17 protein-coding genes are annotated in these 22850 nt (G+C 43.7%); 11 read left to right on the forward strand and 6 right to left on the reverse strand.

Translation table 11 applies throughout. The features are described from left to right. Positions 1 to 70: 70 nt before the first annotated feature. From J5A55_RS08175 to J5A55_RS08195, 5 genes are all read left to right on the forward strand, one after another. Entirely contained in the window at positions 71 to 298 is a 228-nt protein-coding gene (locus J5A55_RS08175; protein ID WP_004383047.1) for a DUF3791 domain-containing protein, read from the forward strand. Continuing rightward, positions 295 to 771, forward strand: a complete 477-nt coding sequence (locus J5A55_RS08180) for a DUF3990 domain-containing protein (RefSeq protein ID WP_004383048.1) — start codon at positions 295 to 297, stop codon at positions 769 to 771. Before J5A55_RS08175 ends, J5A55_RS08180 begins: the two co-directional genes overlap by 4 nt. After that, positions 768 to 986 carry a hypothetical protein gene (locus J5A55_RS08185; RefSeq protein WP_004383049.1) on the forward strand — a complete coding sequence of 73 codons (219 nt, stop codon included), beginning with the start codon at positions 768 to 770 and terminating at the stop codon, positions 984 to 986. The genes J5A55_RS08180 and J5A55_RS08185 overlap by 4 nt, the downstream gene beginning before the upstream one ends. A gap of 382 nt (positions 987 to 1368) precedes the next feature. Beyond that, positions 1369 to 2880, forward strand: a complete 1512-nt coding sequence (locus tag J5A55_RS08190; RefSeq protein WP_004383052.1) for a GH3 auxin-responsive promoter family protein — start codon at positions 1369 to 1371, stop codon at positions 2878 to 2880. Positions 2881 to 2959: 79 nt separating this feature from the next. After that, positions 2960 to 4960, forward strand: coding sequence for an Ig-like domain-containing domain (locus tag J5A55_RS08195; RefSeq protein ID WP_004383055.1), 2001 nt, complete (start codon positions 2960 to 2962; stop codon positions 4958 to 4960). Between the two features lie 508 nt (positions 4961 to 5468). On the opposite strand, the gene J5A55_RS08200 is transcribed toward J5A55_RS08195, so the two are convergent. The 6 genes from J5A55_RS08200 to J5A55_RS08225 form a co-directional block, all read right to left on the reverse strand. Beyond that, positions 5469 to 6443, reverse strand: coding sequence for an acyltransferase family protein (locus tag J5A55_RS08200; RefSeq protein WP_004383059.1), 975 nt, complete (start codon positions 6441 to 6443; stop codon positions 5469 to 5471). Between the two features lie 74 nt (positions 6444 to 6517). After that, positions 6518 to 8536, reverse strand: coding sequence for a type IX secretion system anionic LPS delivery protein PorZ (porZ, locus tag J5A55_RS08205; protein WP_004383060.1), 2019 nt, complete (start codon positions 8534 to 8536; stop codon positions 6518 to 6520). A gap of 24 nt (positions 8537 to 8560) precedes the next feature. Then, positions 8561 to 9454, reverse strand: a complete 894-nt coding sequence (locus J5A55_RS08210; RefSeq protein ID WP_039851208.1) for a glycosyltransferase family 2 protein — start codon at positions 9452 to 9454, stop codon at positions 8561 to 8563. A gap of 13 nt (positions 9455 to 9467) precedes the next feature. Beyond that, entirely contained in the window at positions 9468 to 10049 is a 582-nt protein-coding gene (locus J5A55_RS08215) for a non-canonical purine NTP diphosphatase (protein WP_004383062.1), read from the reverse strand. A gap of 13 nt (positions 10050 to 10062) precedes the next feature. Next, positions 10063 to 11049, reverse strand: coding sequence for a YitT family protein (locus J5A55_RS08220; protein ID WP_004383063.1), 987 nt, complete (start codon positions 11047 to 11049; stop codon positions 10063 to 10065). 69 nt (positions 11050 to 11118) lie between these two features. After that, positions 11119 to 14031 carry a leucine--tRNA ligase gene (locus J5A55_RS08225; RefSeq protein WP_004383064.1) on the reverse strand — a complete coding sequence of 971 codons (2913 nt, stop codon included), beginning with the start codon at positions 14029 to 14031 and terminating at the stop codon, positions 11119 to 11121. 1036 nt (positions 14032 to 15067) lie between these two features. Here J5A55_RS08225 and J5A55_RS08230 point away from each other — a divergent pair. The 6 genes from J5A55_RS08230 to J5A55_RS08255 all read left to right on the forward strand — a co-directional run bounded on the left by J5A55_RS08230 (position 15068) and on the right by J5A55_RS08255 (position 22799). Further along, positions 15068 to 17245, forward strand: a complete 2178-nt coding sequence (locus J5A55_RS08230; protein ID WP_004383067.1) for a TonB-dependent receptor domain-containing protein — start codon at positions 15068 to 15070, stop codon at positions 17243 to 17245. Positions 17246 to 17331: 86 nt separating this feature from the next. Next, on the forward strand, positions 17332 to 17979 hold the full coding sequence (locus tag J5A55_RS08235) for a hypothetical protein (protein WP_004383068.1): 648 nt from the start codon (positions 17332 to 17334) through the stop codon (positions 17977 to 17979). 48 nt (positions 17980 to 18027) lie between these two features. Further along, the gene (gene rpoN, locus J5A55_RS08240; RefSeq protein ID WP_004383069.1) at positions 18028 to 19542 is read left to right on the forward strand and encodes an RNA polymerase factor sigma-54; all 1515 of its coding nucleotides are present in this window, start codon (positions 18028 to 18030) and stop codon (positions 19540 to 19542) included. 29 nt (positions 19543 to 19571) lie between these two features. Next, the gene (locus tag J5A55_RS08245; RefSeq protein ID WP_024985838.1) at positions 19572 to 20189 is read left to right on the forward strand and encodes a phosphatase PAP2 family protein; all 618 of its coding nucleotides are present in this window, start codon (positions 19572 to 19574) and stop codon (positions 20187 to 20189) included. Positions 20190 to 20232: 43 nt separating this feature from the next. Next, a complete protein-coding gene (purE, locus tag J5A55_RS08250) occupies positions 20233 to 20739 on the forward strand; it encodes a 5-(carboxyamino)imidazole ribonucleotide mutase (RefSeq protein ID WP_004383071.1) in 507 nt (168 codons plus the stop codon). A 125-nt stretch (positions 20740 to 20864) separates the two neighbouring features. Continuing rightward, a complete protein-coding gene (locus J5A55_RS08255) occupies positions 20865 to 22799 on the forward strand; it encodes a 4-hydroxy-3-methylbut-2-en-1-yl diphosphate synthase (RefSeq protein WP_004383072.1) in 1935 nt (644 codons plus the stop codon). Positions 22800 to 22850: the final 51 nt, after the last annotated feature.

Genomic DNA, 22850 nt, shown 5'->3' on the forward strand with positions numbered 1-22850 from the left:
TGCTAAAAACAAACTTAACTTCCTCAATTAAGGGTTATTTCCATTAGTATTTATAGCTTAAAACAGAGTTATGGATAAGGAAGAAACAAAGAACAAAGCGGAATATTTCGTTGCTATCATCAGTGAGTTCGCAAAAAGAAAGAATCTCACTGACAAACAAGCCTATAGATATTTGAAACGATATAAGGCTATTGAACTCATTGATCGGTTCTATGGTGTGATGCACACGCAGAGCTTTCGAGACGTTATCAATGACTTAATAACATTCTGTCAAAGGCAAGGAGGAGCATTAGTATGACCTTATACCATGGTTCCAATCAGATAATAACGGTCATAGACTTTGCTAAGTCCAAACCAAACAAGGACTTTGGTAAAGGCTTCTACCTAAGTGCTGACAAGAAACAAGCCCTTGAGATGGCAGAATATAAGACCTTCACCAATGGTGGTAAACCTATTTTAAATGTCTATGAGTTCGACGAAAAGCAATTAGATAACCCCAACCTAAAGGTCAAAAGATTTGAAGGATATACCAAGGAATGGGCTGAGTTCGTTTTTGCCAACCGCAACTCTGCAGACGGTGAAAGTACACATGACTATGATATTGTCATTGGTCCAATCGCAAATGACCGTGTCGGACTACAGATCAGACGCTATATAGAACAAGAGATAACCTTCGAAACTTTCCTAGAAAGGCTGAAGTACATGAAAGGAATAACCTTTCAATACTTCTTCGGAACCCAACAGTCCATCCAACTACTTAAACGCTTATGAACGAAACAAAGTATATGATAGAGTGTATAACACGTGACCTCATTCTCAAACTCATGTCTGATAAGGACATGGATATGCAAGAGGCAGTTGATACTCTCTATAATTCTGACACATACGAAAAGCTCAAGGATACCCGAACAGGGCTTTATTTCCAGAGTACTGGATACGTCTATGACTATCTTAACAAGGAATTGTTAACAGGGAAAATGCAATAAGCAATAACCAAAGAGACGACCTTTTCGATTTGAAGAGGGCGTCTCTTTGCATCAAAGGAAGCCTCTCTTCGCAGTAAGGAAACGCCCTCTTCAAATCAAGGAGAGCCTTTCCTTCTTTACAGCACACTATCCCGTTAACTATTCCTCCCCTACTTGGGAGATTGAGTGGAGCTTTACATCCCTTCTTTCAGAGGAACTTTAGGAGACTTTCCGTTAACCATTCCAACTCTTAGAGACAGCTAAATGGCATGTTAATAACGACGTGAAAAACACTAACAAACCACTTTTTAGACTGCTTATAGCAATGTTAAAAAGATAGAAAAGCCTTAACATCTAGCATTTTTGGCGTACTTTTGTAATTTAATCAAGCAATGAAATTTGAATGAGTCTTACTAGTTTAGTAAACAAACTATACTTCCAACCACGCCGCAAGGAGCTAGATCGCTATACAACTGATGGTGAAGCTATACAGCAGGAGGTTATGGAATACCTTATAGAACGGGCTAAAGATACAGAATACGGACGCAAACATCTGTTCTCAACCATCACTTCTTATGATGATTTCGTGCATAACGTGCCCGTCAATACCTATGAAGAACTGAAGGACGACATCGATAGAATGCGTCATGGAGAACGTGATATTCTATGGCCAGGAGTGGTTAGATGGTATGCTAAGTCATCAGGAACTACAAACGACAAGAGCAAGTTTATACCCATAACTCACGAAGGACTGCAAACCATTCATTACCAAGGTGGTAAGGATGTAATCGCTTATTACCTTAGTAATCACCCAGAGAGTAAGCTCTTCAATGGCAAAGGTTTGATCCTTGGTGGTAGTCATTCTCCCAATTACAACTTGCACAACTCACTTGTTGGAGACCTAAGTGCAATACTCATAGAGAACATTAATCCACTTGCAAATATCGTGCGTGTCCCCAAGAAAGAGACTGCTCTATTGAGTGACTTCGAGGTGAAACGCGATCGAATAGCACGGGAAACTCTTAAGCAAAACATCACTAATATCTCTGGAGTACCATCATGGATGCTATCCGTATTAGTGCGTGTTATGGAGCTAAGTGGTAAACGACATCTTGAAGAAGTATGGCCTAATTTAGAGGTATTCTTCCATGGTGGCATTGCTTTCACACCCTATCGTGAACAATACGAACAGCTTATAACAAAGCAGGGAATGAACTATATGGAGACATATAACGCCTCGGAAGGGTTCTTCGGAATACAGGATGACCCTTCAGATAGCAGTATGTCGCTCATGCTTGATTATGGAGTATTCTACGAGTTCTTGCCTATGGACGAGTTTGGAAACGATCATCCTAACATCGTTCCACTATCTGGTGTAGAGGTAGGACGCAACTATGCTATGCTTATTAGTACCTCCTGCGGTCTTTGGAGATATGAGATTGGCGACACAGTACAGTTTACTTCCACCCGTCCTTATAAGTTTATTATCACTGGAAGAACCAAGTATTTCATCAATGCCTTTGGTGAGGAACTCATCATGGACAATGCAGAAAAGGGACTTGATGCCGCTTGTAAGGCTACAGGAGCGCAAATATTAGACTATACCGCAGCACCTATTTATATGGATGCAAAGGCTAAGTGCCGACATCAATGGCTCATTGAGTTTGCTAAGGAACCAGCGTCTATTGCAGAGTTTGCCACTATCCTTGATAACAAACTACAAGAGATCAACTCTGATTATGAGGCTAAACGCTATCATAATGTGACCCTTCAGCCCCTCGAAATCATTGTTGCTCGTAAGAATCTCTTCAATGATTGGCTGAAAACAAAGGGTAAGCTCGGTGGTCAACACAAGATTCCTCGCTTGTCAAACAGCCGTTCTAACCTCGAAGAATTACTGACAATGAACCAGTAAATACGCTCTTCTTAATTGTAAATACCCTCATGGAATGCTTGGAATACACCCCTCATCGACTACAAAAGTTCAATAAGATATGAAGAAAATAACACTCGCATATAGTCTTATAACCCTCCTTCTCCTATCGTTAGTGTCGTGTGCTAAGATGGGACAACCCGATGGTGGATGGTTTGATGAGACGCCTCCTAAGGTCGTAGGAGCCTCTCCCTCTGATCGAGCAACCGATGTAAACAGTAAGAAAGTGAACATCTTTTTCGATGAGTTCATCAAGTTAGAGAACGCATCAGAGAAGGTTGTTGTGTCTCCGCCACAGCTGGAAGCACCAGAGATAAAGGCTCAAGGCAAGCATATCTCTGTCGCTTTGCAAGACAAACTACAGCCAAATACAACCTACACTATCGACTTCTCGGATGCAATCTCCGATAACAACGAGGGCAATCCACTAGGTAATTACACTTACAGCTTCTCTACTGGCGATCATATTGATACTCTCGAAGTATCTGGCTATGTGTTGGAAGCAGAGAATCTAGAGCCTATCAAGGGTATACTCGTGGGTCTTTACAGCAATCAAAGTGACACTGCTTTCCAGAAACTACCGATGTTGCGCGTCTCAAGAACCGATAGTCGAGGGCACTTTGTGATACGTGGTGTTGCTAAAGGAGACTATCGCATCTATGCTCTAAAGGATGCGGACGGCAACTACAAGTATGATCAAAAGAGCGAAGAGATAGCTTTCACGCCTGAAGTTATCATGCCTTCGTGGAAGCCGGACATACGACAAGACACGCTGTGGACGGATTCTTTGCACATCAAAGACATTAAGCAGGTGCCTTACACCCACTTTCTTCCAGACGACGTAACGCTCTCTGCCTTCACAGCAGTACAAACGGATCGATACTTCATAAAGTCAGAACGAAAGGATGCAGACCATTTCACGCTCTTCTTTAGCTATGGAGATGCGAGCCTACCACAGCTTACTCCACTGAATTTCAACGCTAAGGATGCCTTCTTGGAAGAGCCAAGTATGAACCAAGATACCATTACTTATTGGCTTCGTGACTCTGCGCTTATCAATCAAGACACCCTGCGTATGAAGATGACTTACAATATGACGGACAGCACCGGGAGGCTTGTTCCACAGACCGAGACGCTTGAGCTACTTGCCAAAACACCTTATGCAAAGCGCTTGAAGAGCCAACAAGAGGAATACGACAAGTGGAAAAAGAAGCAAGATAAGGCTAAGGAACGTGGGAAAGCGTATGAGACAGCGATGCCAGCAAAGCCCCTTGACGTGAAATATAACGTCCCGTCGCAGATGAGTCCAGACCAGAATCTATCCTTCGAGATTGCTGCTCCGATAGAGAAGATCGATACTTCCAAGATACAACTCTATGAGAAGGTAGACAGCTCATGGTATCGAGCGAAGTACCAGTTGGGTACTGAACCTGGAAAACCACGTCAGTTACAACTCGTCAGTGCGTGGGATACAGGCAAAGAATACAGCTTGGAGCTTGATTCGGCAGCCTTCACGGATATCTACGGGAGGGTTTCTAAGAAGTACAAACAGGGTATTCGCATCCCTTCCGTTGATGAGTATGGCACCTTAGTGATGTCTCTTGAGGGCATGAAGGGCAAGAACTGCCTCGTACAACTGCTCAACGAAAGCGATAAACCAGTAAGGGAAACAACCGCAAAAGACGATAAGGCGACATTCTACTACATAAAGCCTGGCACGTACTACATGCGTCTCATTGTTGATGATAACGATAACGGCAAGTGGGACGGAGGCGATTATGCAACGCAGCGAGAGCCTGAGGCGGTGTATTACTACCCTAAATCCATAGAGTGCAAGGCGAAACGTGATGTGCAGGGAACGTGGAATCCACGCCTTCTACCGCTCTATCAACAGAAGCCTGGAGCAATTACTAAGCAGAAGGCAGATACGCAGCGTAAGGCAAGAAGTCGCAATCTGGAGCGTGCCCGCAGCCTCGGTATAGACCTCCCAAGCGAAGATATACTACAAGGGAAGGTAAAGATTAAGAAGGTTAAGGATAAGAAGTCTGGGCTTCAAAAGTAGCCTTTCCACTTATTCTCAGTCTTTTCTCCATTTGAGAAGAGTGTTTTCATGTATTACACGAGGAGTTAGCTTCCGTATCTTCGCAATAACTATTTCCTCCCAAATGATACCTCAAAGTAGGGACAGACGCCCTCGTCTGGAAACCCCACCCAACCTCCCCCAAGGGGAGGAGTGCCTCACGGGAGCTAATTCGTATAGTTATTATTAACTGGAAATAAGTACTAAAAGTAGGGACAGACGCCCTCGTCTGTCCGCCCCAATACCCCAATTAATTAACAAAGAGCCATCTGCTTGACGGACAGACGAGGGCGTCTGTCCCTACTGGTTCGCATCACGTCCAACGGAAGTAGATTATAGATGGATTCAAAGAGAGCCTTTCTTCAATTTGAAGAGAGGCTTTCTTCACATCAAGGAGAGGCTCTCTTTGCCCTCAAAAGGGCGTCTCTTCATTTGTTGTGAGTTTATACGTCTATAACAGTTATAACCTCATGCAAGGTAAAGAAAGGGCTTAATGACACTTTCCAAGCATAAATGGCAAGTAGCGATAGACGATTGCTACAATACAGCTTGCCACTATGCAGACCAGAGCATAGGCTATCAGTACACTATAATAAGCCCCATGATAGCCTAAACCCACCTTCTGAAGTGCTAAAGATAAGCAAAGGGGAACACCTCCACAGACGAAATAATAGACAATACTATGCGCTCCAACCCACTCTAATGGCTTACACCTTGACAGTTGCTCACAAACATTAACGAGTAAGAAGACGCTCGTCAACATATCAAGAAAGAATAGGAAATAAGAGTCTATACCTATTGGGTATATCATCGTATGCACCCCTTTGCACGTTGCATAACCTTTTATTACTATAAGAAATATAAAGAGAAATGACGTATATAATGGTGTGTTGATACGGTTGAAAACTTCTTTTCGATAATGATAAAACCATCCGATATAAAGGAAAAGGACTGCTTGCAGGGCATTGTTGATACACCAAGGATAATCAGTGGATTGTTTCGTTAAAAATACCGAACCAACAAAAGCACAAAAGGAGAGAATGAATAAGGGTATAACTTTTCCACGAGTTATCCACAAGAAAAGGCTAAAAACAACTTCAGAAACTATCAAGGCAGCTATAAACCAAGAGGCTCTACCAGTCAAGATAGGCAATAATAAACTCTCCCAGTCTATACTATGACCATGTACAAAGGCTTTCGGAAGTACCAAAACAGCAGTAAAAAGGAGGTAAGGAAGAAGTAGACTGCGCCCTATCGAAGTCAGCTTATGCTTCAAAGAAAAGCCTTGCTGTTTGTACATGAGGTATCCTGACAGAAAGAAAAAGACGATTAGAACATTCGAAACATACCAATCATAAGGAATAAGGTTACCTCCTGTATAATAGATTTCAGTATGATCCAACAATATTGCCAGCATACAGAAACCACGCAGCATGTCTATCCAATGTTCCCTCTCTACCATCATTTGCACTATTGACAACCCTCCATTATAGGTGTCCCTTATAGTCAGATCAATATAAAAACACTAATACTTCCTCTCTATCTAACAATCGCCACCTTACAAACAACGCCATTGTTGCCGTCTTCATCAGCACTTTCAACCATATAAACACCTGATGCAACGGGTTTGCCGAACTTGTCCTTGCCATCCCAAACAAAGCTACCACCATTGCTAGTACCCGCTGCGACGAGTACACCATTTGTCGTAACAATCTTCACATCAGCGTTCATTGAGAGTCCAACAATGGTGATTGGACCTGTATAACCGGGCTTAACTGGATTCGGATAAGCGTATGTATTGTCCTTACTCGGTCGGTCGGATGGTGTCGTCGCATCGCTCATGTAAGAGCATAAACCCTTGTCCGTACCGAAGAATACTTCGCCTGTTGCGTTGTTGATAGCGATAGAAAGGATATTATCCGATAGGAGCGGACTATTTGAAGAGAGGATATGTTTCACCTGTGTCATATTATCGGCACTAATGAGATAAACACCATTTGCCTTTGTTCCAAACCATTTTCTGCCTCCTCCATCAATAGCCATACAGGTGACATCAATGCCTGACAGAAGGTAATCGGCAAGGTTGGTACCATCGTTACGAGGTACTTTCACCTGTGTAAAGACGGCTGTTTCAGGGTTATCAATAGCCGAACGAGACAAGAGAAGTGGTCCTATCGTAGTGGTAACCCACACATCTCCATTCGACAAAGGTGTCACGCTATGGGGTACTAAGTCTAAGTTCGAACCATCCTGATTGACAAATCGAGTGAAAGAAAGCAACTTGTCGGTTGCTGGTTGGTAACAGAACAAAGCAGGATAGCCCCAGTGATCGTTACAGAACCATAAGTTGTTGCGGTTATCGAAGACCATACTTGTTAGGACAGAGCCCCCTACTCCATCCTTCATGAGGGTTGGCTTACTGAAAGAAGTCATCTGTCCATCAGCCGAAAGACGCAAGAGATTCTCTCTGGAGGTTTGACTGTTCAATATCCAAAGGTTGCCTTTATTATCGAAACAAAGTCCATTAATAAGCACATAGTTGTTTCCTAACTCTCGTCCTCGGTCCATTGCGCCTTGCAACAAACTGTTGTCTTTGTTGTAATAAGCCTTTAACTGTCCATCAAGGAACTCGTATAAGCCTGTCCTTCCACCAACAAATACATGGTTAGCATTACGTGGGTCAACTGCTATAACATTGTTATCTAGATAGTCATAGCCCGTTTTTAACGATAGATTCTCTTGATAATTCGTCCACTCACCATCGTGTAGAATCTGTACAGCACCCGGTGTATTAGAGTCTGCATAACCTGATTTAAACATACCCGGAACGGTATATAAGCGGTTATTAAGGTATTGGATATAGGCAAAACTATTATACTTTGGACCTCCAGGACTCAATGTTTTCGCTTGATTAAGGAGGTTTGCATCCATCGTCTTCGGTCTTGCCACATAGTCACCAACCCGTGTCCAGTTGTTCTTATCAAGCAAGTTTGCCGTTAACGGAGCACGATATAGCCCATTAGACTGGCTTGCGGCATAGATGTAAGAACCATCCAGATAACTGTAATTAACTGGAAAGGAGAGGTTGTAACTGTCGCTTATTTCTGCCTTAGCAACATTCAGTTTGACAAGTCCGAAGCCTGTTGAGAGATAGCAATAAGCCCCATTCATATCAATACTATAGACAGTCTTGTCGGAAGTCAAAGCCTTTAAGTAATAGTCGGGTACGTTCGTAACGTTCCCCTTAGCGTCCATTAGATCGATATTATTGTCTTCGTAGACAATAACAAGGCGCTTGGCGACTTCGTTCCAACCAATGAATCGGATGTCAATAGAGCTTAGTCCGTTCTGTTTATCGTATGTCTGAATACTTTGATCAGCCTTATTATAAGTGTAAAGGGCATTAGATGCAAGTACATATAACCGATTGCCTCCTTGCTCAACCCATTGTATGTTGGCATAAGAAAGGTAAGACTTCCATGTCCCAATACCTCCTGCAATGGCAGAGAGAGAGGATATAAGAATGATAAAAGATAGGATAATTCGTTTTATTGTCATAGTGGGTTCTTGTCGAAATGAATATTATCTTGCTTGCTGCTCAAGGTTTATATAATACATGAGCTTATATACATTAAACAGAAAGACACTTGGTTTATTGCTTTCTAAACGATGTTTTAAGGGCTTATGAAGCAACTTGAAAGCCAAAAAGAGGAGCTTTGCGAGGTGGAAATGATGGATTCTTTCAACCATCTTGAGCAGTGAAGAGAAGTTGATTAAGTCCTTTCTGAATTGGAAGAGAGTGTGTAATGCCTCCTCGGTCTTGCTTATGTATGCCTCATTAGACTCAAAGTTACAGAACAGAACGGGGTTATCAATGTGGTTAATAGTAAGTCCTTGCTCTTGAAAACGCTTCCCCAACAACACGTCTTCATAGCCATAACGATTAATGCGCTCGTCGTATGGACATTCACCTAATGCACTTCTTCGTATGAGGATATTAGTTGCAAGATGTTGAAAAGGTTGTTTTTGTCGTTTTTCTATGGTGTTATTAGCTTCGCACGCACACTCATATTTGTATCTAAGATTCCCTTTCCATTGTTCTGGATTGCCACCTATTCTGATGCCACCAACGACCACATCGCTTTCTGCTTGCGTGTATCTACGAATGAAATCGGGGTTATCAAGGGATAAATCACCATCTATGAAGAGGATACGATCACCTTTTGACTGTGAGAAAAGGAAGTTGCGAATGGCTGACCGACCGACATTCTCCTGCCTTATAATATACTGCACGCCCTCTAACTGACCAATGACTTTGTTACACTCAACGATGTACTGATTCGTAGTATCAGCCATTGTCCCATCGTCAGCCACGATAATCTCATACGCAATACCACACTCCATACATTGCCGTTGCAGCTCTGTTACCAAAGCCACACAGCTACATTTATAAACAGGAAGGAGTATTGATAGCACGTAGATGAATGCTTTAGCAAGATGAGGATAGGTATTCTGCGAGCTTCTTAACGGCTCTTGCACGGTGAGAAATCTGATTCTTCACTTCTTCGCCAAGCTCTGCAAAGCTCTTATCATAGCCTTCTGGGATGAAAATAGGGTCATATCCGAAACCTTCTTTACCATGTTTCTCGGTTGCAATACGCCCTTCGACACGCCCTTCAAATTGATGTTCTACACCATTAATGATTAATGAGATAACCGTGCGGAAACGTGCTGTACGATCCTTAACATTCGACATCTTCGATAGTAACTTACGCATGTTTGCCTCGCTATCATGGTCAGTTCCCTCTGCATAACGAGCTGAATGTACACCGGGTTCACCATTGAGAGCATCCACCTCAAGCCCCGTATCATCCGCAAAACAATCGTGGTTGTAATGCTCAACGATGTAGGTTGACTTTTGGCGAGCGTTCTCCTCCAATGTTAAACCTGTCTCTGGAATATCCTCATGACAGCCTATTTCAGCCAAAGAGACAATCTCAAAGTCCTTACCAAGGATATCCTTTATCTCCTCAAGCTTATGTTTATTATTCGTTGCGAATACTATTTTCATCTCAAAAAGCCATTTATTCTTTGTTTACAGGCACACTCTCGGCAGCTTGTTGCAGCTTCTCTATCTGCTTCTTCTTATCCTTCTTTGCCTTAATCTTTATCTGATCAAAGCCCTCGCCATACACTCCTATGACCGAACTCTGGCTTACGAAGGCCGTAGGGTCAACCATCTTGATAAGACGGAAGATAGTTTTACTCTCGTTCTTCTTCGCCAGTAAGCATATAACCTTCATGTCATTGCCTGTGTACCAACCGTGTCCATCGAGTATAGTAAGGGCGTGCTCCGTCTCATCGACGATAGCTTTGGCTATTTCCTCATGTTTCCATGAGAAGATAAGGAACTGTACTGACTCCCTTCTCATGTTCATTACGTGGTCAAGCATGAAGCATTCGATGAACATAGTGCAGTATCCAAAGACCATCTTATGCAATCGGTCGACCATAGAACCAAACTGCGGGAAGAAGAGACAACTACCTACTATCAATATATCGACGCCCATCAACACTTGTCCTAACGATATGTCGCGATACTTATTGACGCAGGCTGCGATGATATCAGTGCCTCCTGTACTTCCATTATTTAAGAAGACGATGGCAAGACCAGTACCAGTTATACAACAGCCAATAATCAATGACATGAAATCCTGCCCCTCCCCGAGCACCTTAATGAAGTGTCCATGAGCATCAACAGGCATCAGGTCTTGTGCAAACTTCAGCATAAAGTAGAGCGCGAAGATAGCATATATGGTCTTCATCATAAACTTGAAGCCCAGAATCTTTAGTGCGACAACCAACAGGGAGATGTTGATTATCATGTAAGTGTTCTCTATCTTGAATCCAGTTGCATAGTAAACAATGGCGGACATACCCGTTACTCCACCCGTTACTATCTCATAGGGAAGGAGGAAGATAGTAAAGGCTACGGCATAAAGAAGCAGTCCCAACGTAAGAAAGAGATAATCCTTTGCTTCGGAACGGATAAGCTGTTGATTAATAGTCATAGGTTTTAAAAGGTATATAGAGGGGATGCGTGCAGTGTAAACACACATCCTCTCTGGTTATAATATTAGTTACTTACAAACGATGTTGATAATCTTTCGAGGCACAACGATGATCTTTACAATCGTTTTACCATCTATGTAATGCTTACTGCGGTCGTCTGCTAATGCGCACTTCTCGATGTCTTCCTTCGTAGCATCAGCTGGGAAAGTCATTTGAAAACGTGCTTTACCATTGAAAGAGACGGTCAGTTGCACCTCATTCTCCACCAAATAAGACTCGTCCCAAGCTGGCCAAGCGGCATCACAAACGCTCTTTGTCTCACCACCCAACTGCTCCCACAACTCTTCTGCCATGTGTGGTGCGAATGGCGCAATGACAATTACCAGCTTTTTCAACAATTCCTTGTTAGCACACTTCTGCTGACTTAGCTCATTAACACATATCATGAACGCTGAAATAGCCGTGTTGTAAGAGAACTGCTCAATGTCTCCTGTCACCTTCTTGATGAGCTTGTGCACACTCTTCAACGACTCCTTCGATGGCTCCTCATCGTTCAGTTCCTGTTGATAAAGCTTCCAGAACTTCTTTAAGAAGCGGAAACATCCATCAATACCATTGGTATCCCAAGGCTTACTTGCCTCTACCGGACCTAAGAACATCTCGTAGAGACGAAGCGTATCGGCGCCATACTGCTCCACAATATCATCTGGATTGACAACGTTGAACATGGACTTTGACATCTTCTCTATCGCCCAACCACACTTGTAAACAGCGTTACCTGCGGTACTCTCATTCGATGTTCTATCAGCTGATTTACTACCATCTTCAAAGATAAATTCGGCATCTTTGTATTCAGGACGCCATGCCTTGAAAGCCTCAACATCGAGCACATCAGCATGAACAATATTCACATCGACATGGATAGGAGTAGTTTCATACTTGTCTTTAAGCCCTAAGCTAACAAAGACAGGAGCCTTTGAATGGTCATCGGAATTGATTCGATAAACAAAGTTAGAGCGTCCTTGAATCATACCCTGGTTCACTAACTTCTCGTATGGTTCGTCTTTACAACTGCAACCAATATCGAATAAGAACTTATCCCAGAATCGACTGTATATCAAGTGACCTGTGGCATGCTCGGTACCACCCACATATAAATCCACATTCTGCCAATACTCATCAGCCTCACGACCCACAAGTGCATCGTTATTATGCGGATCCATGTAGCGAAGATAGTATGCCGAACTACCTGCGAAACCTGGCATTGTATTCAACTCAAGCGGGAATACGGTCTCATCATCTACTAATGACTTATCAACAACCTTGTTTTCTTTCTCGCTCCAAGCCCACATCTTCGCACGACCCAATGGTGGTTCGCCACTCTCGGTAGGCTCATATTTATCTATCTCAGGCAACTCCAGCGGCAAGCAGTCCGTTGGTACCATGTAAGGCATCCCTTTCTTATAATAGACAGGGAATGGTTCTCCCCAATAGCGTTGGCGTGAGAAGATGGCATCACGCAATCGGTAATTCACCTTCACACGTCCGATTCCTCTCTCACTAACAAACTTCTTTGTCTTTGCGATAGCCTCTTTCACCGTAAGCCCATTGAGTGAGAAACCCTCCAAAGCCGCCTCCTTGCCTTCTGCAGGAGAATTAATAACGATTCCTTCTTTCGCATCGAAGCTCTCTTCCGACACGTCCGCGCCCTCAATCAGAGGTACGATTGGCAAGTTAAAGTGCTTTGCGAAGGCATAATCACGGCTGTCATGAGCAGGCACAGCCATAATTGCTCCAGTGCCATAACCCGCTAGTACGTATTCAGACACATATATAGGAAGCTGCTCACCAGTGAATGGGTTAATGCCATAAGAGCCTGAGAAGACACCCGTCACCTTACGATCTGACATTCGTTCAAGCTCTGTGCGCTTCTTTACATAAGCCAGATAATCCTCCACCTCAGCTTTCTGTGCATCCGAGGTAAGCTCTTTTACAAGTTCAGACTCTGGTGCAAGAACCATGAAAGTGACGCCAAACATTGTATCAGCACGCGTTGTGAAGATGGTAAACTTTCCTTCTTTCTGTCCTTCAGAACCATTTGGAGTAACATACTTAAACTCCACCTCTGTTCCTTCCGAGCGTCCTATCCAGTTCTTCTGGGTCTCTTTAATAGAATCAGACCAGTTTATTTTCTCTAAACCATCCAATAGTCTCTGGGCATAAGCAGACACTCTTAGGCACCACTGCTTCATCAGCTTTTGCACAACTGGGTATCCGCCACGCTCGCTAACACCATTGACAACCTCGTCATTAGCCAACACTGTACCCAAACCAGGGCACCAATTCACCATCGTCTCACCCAAGTAAGCAATGCGATAGTTCATCAGTTTCTCCTGTTGCTCATGCTCATCCATGCTCATCCAGTCGCGTGCTGAGAATACAAACTCCTCACTTTTAGCCACGTCGAGATTGAGAGTTCCCTCCTCTTCAAAGTGCTTTACGAGTTGAGAAATAGGCTGCGCCTTCTGCAAACGATTGTCGTAATAGGAGTTAAACATCTGTTCGAAAGCCCATTGCGTCCAATGGTAGTAATGCGGATCACATGTTCTTACCTCTCTATCCCAGTCGAATGAGAAGCCAATCTTATCCAGTTGCTCACGGTAACGGGCTATGTTTTTCTTCGTCGTAACCTCTGGGTGCTGTCCAGTCTGTATGGCATACTGCTCTGCGGGGAGCCCATAAGCATCATAACCCATAGGGTTTAAGACGTTAAAACCCTTGAGTCTCTTATAACGAGCATATATATCACTGGCTATATAACCCAACGGGTGCCCCACATGTAAGCCTGCCCCAGATGGGTAAGGGAACATGTTTAGCACGTAGAACTTCTGTTTATTCTTATCCTCAACAACCTTGTAAGTCTTCAAATCAACCCACTTCTGTTGCCATTTCTGCTCAATGTCTCTGAAGTTGTATTCCATTCTTTCACTTGTTATAACTAATGTGCAAATTTACAAAAAGTATTCGATACTAATGCTATTTACCTGTCTTTAATTCGCTTAACGACCAACGATTAAAACACTAAAAAAGATGGATTGGAACAGAAAGAACATGATTTTAGACAAGAGGCACACGGCGAACAAATAGGGATTGTACATATTTTTATCACGGAATACACGAATATAAGGAGTTCACAGAGGCATTGTGACACCGAGACCTAAAGGTCATCGAACGCACGGAAACCTAACGGGAGCAAATCGGGGGAAGCCTCATCGCTGTGTAACCAGACCCTACCTCGTTTGTAAGAACAACAAGGCTCCACACAAGAAAAGCACCAAAAAGTAGGGACAGACGCCCTCGTCTGGAAACCCCTCCCAGCCTCCCCTAAGGGGAGGAGTGCCTAACGGAAGCTAATTGGAATGGTTCTTTCTATACAAAAGGATACCACAAAGTAGGGACAGACGCCCCCGTCTGGAAACCCCTCCCAGCCTCCCCCAAGGGGAGGAGTGCCTAACGGAAGCTAATTGGAATGGTTCTTTCTATACAAAAGGATACCACAAAGTAGGGACAGACGCCCTCGTCTGTCCGCATAAAGCGGGGAAGTTGGTTGCAGATCTGGCGTGCTCTGGCGGACAGACGAGGGCGTCTGTCCCTACAGGTTGGCATGTTCTTTAAATAAAGAAACGCTTTCTTCAATATGAAGAGGGCGTTTCCTTGCCATGAAAAGGGCGTCTCTTCACATCGAAGAAACGCCCTCTTTGTTTGTAAATAATACTATCTACTCCCCTCTCCATTCGGAGAGGGGCTGGGGGAGAGGCTTCTTCTCTCCCCTTGGGAGGGGTTGGGGGAGGTTTTACCATTCGGAGAGGGGACGGGAGTGAGGCTTCTTCTTTCCCCTTAGGGGAGGCTGGGAAAGGTAAAAAAACGTAAAAAAACAAGTAGTAACTATTGACAAGTTGAAAGAAAAAACATATCTTTGTCTCCGATTATTAACTATATCTTAGAAAGGATACCATTATGAGAAGAAACGCCATCCTACTATCAATAATCCTCTTCTTGACAACCCCTTTATCGGCACAAGAAGCCACTAAGAGTGACACAACGAAGACGCAAAAGTTGAAAGAAGTCGTTGTGACGCATCAAAAACAGCTGATTAAGAATGATATTGACAAGCTGACTTACAACGTGAAAGACGATGTGACGGCACAAACGAAGAACACGTTAGAGGTGCTGAAAAAGGTTCCCTTCGTCACTGTCGATGGTCAGGACAATATCAAAGTACAAGGTTCTACGAACTTCAAAGTATATAAGAACGGGCACCCCGACCCTGCTTTTGCAGGGCAAAGTCTCAAAGAGATACTGAAAGCAATGCCTGCTTCTACCATCAAGAGGATTGAGGTTATCACCGATCCTGGTGCTAAGTATGATGCCGAAGGGACGTCAACTATACTCAACATCGTAATGATGAGTAACGTACGAATGCAAGGATTATCAGGCAATATACAAACAAATGTAAGTTCATACGGCTCTGCTGGACTTGGAACATCGCTCACTACGCAGGTGGGAAAGCTCACTACTACCATTAACTACATGGAATATTATCAGGCAGGGAAGCAAACGGAAAGAGAGGTAGAAAGCTCGTTTACATACCTCAAGACGGGTGAGAAATCTCTTGAAAAGAGTCACCACGCCACGAGTGGGAACATTCATATCGGTAACGTCAGTGCCAGTTATGAGCTTGACTCACTGAATCTCTTGACTGCATCGGCCTCTCTTTTCGGTTATAAGGTGGGCAATACGGTTATATCGAACTATGAACGATGGGACAAGAACAACCATCTTCTCTATCAATATGACGAATCCACAGCGATACCTCACTACTCTTATTTCAACATCGGAGGGCGGTTAGACTATCAGCACAAGACTCATTTGGATGGAGAAGTGCTCACACTGTCTTACATGTTGGCTGCTACACGCCATCGAAGGACTACTCGTATAGAGTTAAGTAACCTTGTGAATGCACCTTTCAACTACACTGCTTGTGACTTACACTCGCGTGAGCGATTCACTGAACACACCTTCCAATTAGATTACGTGCGCCCCTTTGGTAAACAGCATAAGCTCGAAAGCGGTCTAAAATACATCTTTCGTAACAATAACAGTCACACACGTACAGATTACACAGGCTCTATGCCGAACGAAGACAAGGAGTTTAAGCATAACACACAGGTGGCTGCTGCCTATCTGTCTTACCTCTTTACGGCTGGTAATTGGTCTGCTCGGGCTGGCTTGAGATATGAGTATAGCTATATGAAAGCCGACTTTCCCGATGGAAGCGGTACGGGTTTCCATGCCAATCTCCATGACTGGGTGCCCTCCGCAAGCGTTCAATACAAGATAACAGACGCCCAAACGATAAAGTTCAGTTATAGTACAAGCATCAATAGACCCGGTATCAAGTATCTTAATCCGGCTGTTGTTCGCACGCCGAACTATGTATCTTATGGTAATGCCGACTTAGGAAGTAGTCATAACCAAAAGCTCCAAATGACCTATACATTAATCACTCCGAAACTGACCTGGAGCTTCACTCCTTATTACACCTTCACTAATAACGATATAACAGGAACCCGTTACACAGATGGACAGGATATTGTTGCAACATACGATAACGTTATGAAGAAGAAAAGTCTGGGTTTATCTTCTTACACGCAATGGCAACCTTTCACAGGAACGAGCCTTCGTTTGAATGGTTCGGTTAATTATTCACGGATCAGCATCCCCTCTCCTGCGATACAGAACAGGGGCTGTTGGGGGGATATATACTTCGATGTGGAACAGAAGTTACCATGGAAATTGACTTTCGAGGCGAACCTTTATGTGCAATTCGGACGCCCTGTATATACGCCTTACCTATATGGGGAACGCTGGAACAACTATGTATTCAATCTTACCAGACGTTTCCTCAAAGATAAACTTACCCTTACACTTTATAGCAAAATGCCTTTCACGAAACGACAGGAGTATAACACGCGTACCGTGAAAGGCGACTTTATAGGACAAGAGAAGTCTTGGGGTAAGCCAAGAGAGTTTGGTATTAGCCTCTCATGGAACTTCGGAAAGCTGCGTGCAAACGTGAAGAAAGTTGATAGGAGCATAAAGAATGATGACTTAGTGGGCGGTACGAAGCAATAGAGAGGGCTATCAGAAGTGAGCAAAAATTTGCTTATTAATATAAAAAGGAGTATCTTTGCGAAAAACAAAGATACTCCTTTCTATATATGGCAACACATCCCTTATGGTCTGACGACTACTGGTTACTCCTCCTCCAGCTGTATTTAAAGAAGCCGGAGGGCATGAAGCCAATGTATTCCCATGCGTTGGTAGAGCTTAGTTTGGAACTTCATATACCGCCAAAGAGCCTCTATGAACAGCAATTCAAGCTGCGTCACCGTGACACACCAGTGTTACAACTTATCTGGGAAACCTACGCTGAGAACACACGCAAGCTCAATAAGGATGTGAAGAAACTGCGTTCAATGAAGGGATTCGGCAAAGCGAAGGAGTTTTATAATGGTGTGCAACTAAGAGAAACATTTGAGCATGACTTCCTTCCAATAGATGGTTATAATGAATTGAGACCTTTCATGCTCGTGATAATATTAGATCTTTACTTCCGACTGACGCCTATCACGATGGTAGAAGAGACTCCCGAGATACGTGAAATGGCTAAGTTGATGAAGATAAAAGCCCATTCTGTGGTGGAGGTAATGGATGTCTTCCAGGTTTGTGACCCTTATCTCAATCGCGAAGAACTAATGATTACGCCCCTGTTATTGCCTTGTCAGGATATATGGAACCGATATGGTAATGATAACCCAGATAGACTTTCTGCCCTAGCTGCACAATTAAAAGATTACTTCCAGTGATTTTCATGCTTTTTTTTAGTACTTTTGTAGCGTAATTCAGGTATAGTAATGGCACAAGAACAAGTACAGATTCAGACCCAAAAACAGCAACAGGTGCAGCGTCTCTCACAGCAACAAATGTTGCAAGTGAAGCTCTTGGAGATGCCACTCACCGAACTGGAAGAGTCTGTGAACGCCGAGTTAGATGATAACCCAGCGTTAGAAGCAGGTGGAGAGGAGTCTGATAGCATTGATACAAACGATTCCGTAGAACAGAGAGAGGATGATGATTTCGACTCACAACAGGAACGTGAGGAGAGACAAGACGCCCTTGACTCTGCTTTGGAACGTATGCAATCGGATGACGACTTGCCGACTTACGATGCACGACAGCAACGCAACAATGCTGACTATGAGGAGATTGTTTACGGAGATACCACTTCCTTTATCGATAAACTCAATGAGCAGGTGGGCGAACTGGAGCTTACTGAACGGCAAAGGGATATTCTGGAGTATCTTATTGGTAGTTTGGACGACGATGGACTACTGCGGAAAGACTTGGACACCATCAGTGATGAACTTGCAATCTACCATGGTATTGATGCTACAACACAAGAGATTGAGGATGTACTAAAGCTATTGCAGGACTTTGATCCAGCTGGTATCGGTGCCAGAAGTTTGCAGGAATGTTTGTTACTGCAAGTAGAGCGAAAGGTTGAAAACGGCGAGTGGCAACGCGACGGACAGTTATATCAATATGTGAAACAGGTTCTCACACGCCATTTCGATGCTTTCACGAAGAAGCATTGGGATAAGATTAAGGTCGCAATGGGGCTCTCTGATCTTCAAGTGGAGACCTTGCAAAAGGAGATACGCAAGTTAAATCCAAAGCCGGGAGCATCTATGGGTGAAACACAAGGGCGTAACCTACAACAGATAACACCTGACTTTATCATCGAAACAGAGGATGATGGCACCGTTACCTTTAGTCTTAATCATGGTAATCTACCAGAGTTACACGTCTCACCGAGCTTTAATGAGATGCTGGCAGCCTATCGGAACAATAAAGCAGGTATGAATCGACAAGAGAAGGAAGCCTTGCTTTATGCCAAAGAGAAGGTTGATAAGGCACAAGGATTCATTGAGGCAGTGAAGCAAAGACGCCATACTCTACAAGTAACAATGCGTGCTATCATTGATATTCAGCGTAAATTCTTCCAAGACGGGGATGAGGCTGAATTGAAGCCAATGATTCTTAAGGATATAGCAGACCGCACCGGACTGGATATCTCGACGATTTCTCGAGTGAGCAACATCAAGTATGCGCAAACAAAGTGGGGCACTTTCCCACTTAGGTTCTTCTTCTCTGATAGCTACACAACCACTGATGGCGAGGAAATGTCTACTCGGAAGATCAAGATAGCACTGCGAGATCTAATCAAGGAAGAGGATAAGAGTAAGCCTCTTAGCGATGACGCATTAGCAAAACAACTAAAGGAAAAGGGCTTCCCGATAGCTCGGCGCACTGTTGCTAAGTATCGAGAACAACTGGGCTTACCGGTTGCAAGGCTTAGAAAAGAATGATTGTAAAGGTATTAGAAGAACCATTTGAGATGAATGAAAAGAATATTATATTAACCGCAAGAGTAGTGAGTATGGTGCTCACACCCTTTTACTTGCCCGTAGTAGGCATTCTTGCTATCTTTACCTTCAGCTATCTTAGCATGTTCCCATGGCAAGCTAAGCTCTCTTATATCCTATTGGTTTATGCCTTTACAGTGCTTTTTCCCACCGTTCTTATCCATCTCTACCGTCAGTATCAGGGGTGGACTCCTATACAATTAGGGCAGAAAGAGAAGCGAGTAGTACCTTATATATTATCCATTGTGTGCTATTTTACGTGCTTCTACATCATGAACTTACTTCATCTACCGCACATGCTGACCTCGATACTCATAGTTGCTCTGGTCATACAGATACTCTGTGCCATCATTAATATATGGTGGAAAATATCGACACACACGGCAGCTATTGGTGGAGTAACAGGTTCTTTGATAGCCTTCTCATTGTTATATAACTTTGATCCAATGTGGTGGCTATGCCTTACACTGATAGTTTCAGGGATGGTTGGAAGCAGTAGGATGATCCTTAGACAACACTCTTTAGAACAAGTGACATCGGGCTTCTTCCTTGGAATCGTCAGTTCATTCCTTACGATTATAAACTTATAAGTAAACGAGATAAGCATTAACTCAACTATAACACGAAGTAGATATGAAGCCATTAGTTAGTATTATTATGGGTTCGACAAGCGACTTACCAGTAATGGAAAAGGCTTGTAAGTGGTTAGAACAGCAAGAGATTCCTTTCGAAGTGAATGCTCTTTCAGCACACAGAACGCCTGATGCCGTTGAAACCTTTGCTAAGGAAGCTAAGGGAAGAGGCGTAAAAGTAATCATCGCAGGTGCTGGTATGGCAGCAGCCTTACCTGGTGTCATTGCTGCATCAACCCCATTACCAGTCATCGGAGTGCCTATCAAGGGTATGCTTGATGGTCTCGATGCGATGTTATCGATAATTCAAATGCCTCCAGGGATACCTGTTGCAACCGTAGGAGTCAATGGCGCACAGAACGCGGCGATACTTGCTGCAGAGATGATAGCCCTTGGTAACGATGCTATTGCACAAAAGATTGACAACTGGAAGGCGTCTTTAGGACAGAAGATAGAGAAGGCTAATAAGGAACTAGCAGCCATTCAGGACTATAAGTATAAGTGCTAAGCAACTTTATTTGCCGTAACTCGCCATTCAAAACTCATCCTTCATGATTGTTACAATCACTTACCAAGCATAGAGAGAGGCGTGAGTTTTGAGTGATGGGGTATGAATTAAGAAGATAAAAGACAATGATTGATTTATTTAACTATGCCAGGAGGAAGACCACAGTAGCCCATGTTGGGGCATTGAACATCGGTGGTGAGAATCCAGTTCGTATACAGTCTATGACCACAACATCCACTGATGACACAGAAGGAAGTGTGGCTCAAGCCAAAAGAATCATTGATGCTGGAGGCGAACTCGTGCGCCTTACCACACAAGGAAAGCGTGAGGCAGAGAACTTAAAACATATCAATGCTAAGTTGAGAGCCGCTGGCTATAACACACCTCTGTGTGCAGACGTTCACTTCAATGCGAATGTTGCAGACGTAGCAGCGCTCTATGCAGAGAAAGTACGCATCAATCCAGGTAATTATGTGGACCCAGCTCGAACGTTCAAAAAGCTTGAATATACTGACGAAGAGTATGCGCAGGAGTTGAAGAAGATTGAGGATCGACTCGTTCCATTCATCAATATCTGTAAAGAAAACCATACGGCAGTACGCATAGGAGTAAATCATGGTAGCTTATCAGACCGCATTCGCAATCGATATGGCGATACTCCGGAGGGCATAGTGGCAAGTTGTATGGAGTTCCTACACATCTTTCGCAAGCATAACTTCCATGATGTCGTTATCTCTATCAAGTCTTCTAATACCGTAGTGATGGTTCGCTCTGTCCGACTATTAGTTTCCGAGATGGAGAAAGAGGGCATGAATTACCCATTACACTTAGGTGTTACAGAGGCAGGAGAGGGTGAAGACGGTCGTATCAAGAGTGCTGTTGGTATTGGCGCATTGCTTGCTGATGGCATAGGAGACACCATTCGCGTATCGTTAAGTGAGGAACCTGAATGTGAGATACCCGTTGCCAAGTACCTTGCATGGTATCTTCGCCGTCACGAGAAACATATTCTTATCCCTGGCGAAGCCTATGCTGGCTTTGATTACTTGCGTCCCGAACGTCGTAAGACAGTGGCTGCTGGTAACATAGGAGGCGATAACGTTCCTGTAGTCATTGCTACTCGTCACCCTAAACAAGCTGCTGTTGAGGTTTCATCAGCCGAGTTGCCAAGTCCAGACTATATCTATGTGCAGGGCGAACTACCAGAGAAACAAGAGAAGAAGCAAAGGTATATCCTCGATTATGATGCCTATATGAATCTTGCCAATAGTGGTTGTCAATCGTTGGAGAACGTTTATCCCATCTTTCCAGTTACTGGTATGCCTTTCATCAGTGCAATTAATAAGGATGTAAAGTTCCTTGTTTTGAAGTTTGGAACACCCTCCGAGGAGTTCTTAGCATGCTTAAAAGCTCATCCAGAGGTGGTTGTTATCTGCATGACTAACCATCAGAACCGCCTTGGAGACCAACGCGCACTGGCTCATCAACTGATGATTGCAGGCGTGAAGAACCCTCTTATCTTCGCACAAATGTATCAACACTCTACGACGGATGCACCGATACAACCAGCCAATACGCCTGCTTCGTTAATAGTTAGCCCCAAAGAGCAATTCCAACTAGAAGCTGCTGCAGACATGGGAGCACTCATGATGGATGGACTCACCGATGGTTTATGGCTCATGAATAATGGAGATTTGGCACAGGAAGATATTGAACAGACTGCTTTCGCTATCCTTCAGGCAGGCAGATTACGCATGGTTAAAACCGAATACATCTCTTGTCCAGGTTGCGGACGTACCCTCTACGACCTCAGAACCACCATTGCTCGCATCAAAGAAGCCACTAAAGGCATGAAAGGACTTAAAGTAGGTATCATGGGATGTATCGTTAATGGACCTGGAGAAATGGCTGATGCGGACTACGGATACGTTGGTGCTGGACCGAAGAAGGTGAGCCTCTATCGTAAACAAGTGTGCATTGAACATAACATACCAGAGGAGGAAGCAGTAGAGCATCTGCTTGCTTTGATAAGAGCTGACCAAGCAGAAAAGAACAAGTAATAGATATCCCATCATCAAGAGAAGCCCCTTTCGAGGGGCTTTTTGTAATGA

This window comes from Prevotella veroralis (assembly GCF_018127765.1).
Taxonomy (GTDB): Bacteria; Bacteroidota; Bacteroidia; order Bacteroidales; family Bacteroidaceae; genus Prevotella; species Prevotella veroralis.

Excerpts from the sequence above, each read along its gene's own strand:
- J5A55_RS08200 (WP_004383059.1), bottom strand. The coding sequence starts at position 6,443 with ATGATGGTAGAGAGGGAACATTGGATAGACATGCTGCGTGGTTTCTGT.
- J5A55_RS08220 (WP_004383063.1), bottom strand. The coding sequence starts at position 11,049 with ATGACTATTAATCAACAGCTTATCCGTTCCGAAGCAAAGGATTATCTC.
- J5A55_RS08225 (WP_004383064.1), bottom strand. The coding sequence starts at position 14,031 with ATGGAATACAACTTCAGAGACATTGAGCAGAAATGGCAACAGAAGTGG.
- J5A55_RS08190 (WP_004383052.1), top strand. The coding sequence starts at position 1,369 with ATGAGTCTTACTAGTTTAGTAAACAAACTATACTTCCAACCACGCCGC.
- J5A55_RS08180 (WP_004383048.1), top strand. The coding sequence starts at position 295 with ATGACCTTATACCATGGTTCCAATCAGATAATAACGGTCATAGACTTT.
- J5A55_RS08175 (WP_004383047.1), top strand. The coding sequence starts at position 71 with ATGGATAAGGAAGAAACAAAGAACAAAGCGGAATATTTCGTTGCTATC.
- rpoN (WP_004383069.1), top strand. The coding sequence starts at position 18,028 with ATGGCACAAGAACAAGTACAGATTCAGACCCAAAAACAGCAACAGGTG.
- J5A55_RS08215 (WP_004383062.1), bottom strand. The coding sequence starts at position 10,049 with ATGAAAATAGTATTCGCAACGAATAATAAACATAAGCTTGAGGAGATA.
- purE (WP_004383071.1), top strand. The coding sequence starts at position 20,233 with ATGAAGCCATTAGTTAGTATTATTATGGGTTCGACAAGCGACTTACCA.
- J5A55_RS08245 (WP_024985838.1), top strand. The coding sequence starts at position 19,572 with ATGAATGAAAAGAATATTATATTAACCGCAAGAGTAGTGAGTATGGTG.
- J5A55_RS08235 (WP_004383068.1), top strand. The coding sequence starts at position 17,332 with ATGGCAACACATCCCTTATGGTCTGACGACTACTGGTTACTCCTCCTC.
- J5A55_RS08185 (WP_004383049.1), top strand. The coding sequence starts at position 768 with ATGAACGAAACAAAGTATATGATAGAGTGTATAACACGTGACCTCATT.
- porZ (WP_004383060.1), bottom strand. The coding sequence starts at position 8,536 with ATGACAATAAAACGAATTATCCTATCTTTTATCATTCTTATATCCTCT.
- J5A55_RS08255 (WP_004383072.1), top strand. The coding sequence starts at position 20,865 with ATGATTGATTTATTTAACTATGCCAGGAGGAAGACCACAGTAGCCCAT.
- J5A55_RS08195 (WP_004383055.1), top strand. The coding sequence starts at position 2,960 with ATGAAGAAAATAACACTCGCATATAGTCTTATAACCCTCCTTCTCCTA.
- J5A55_RS08230 (WP_004383067.1), top strand. The coding sequence starts at position 15,068 with ATGAGAAGAAACGCCATCCTACTATCAATAATCCTCTTCTTGACAACC.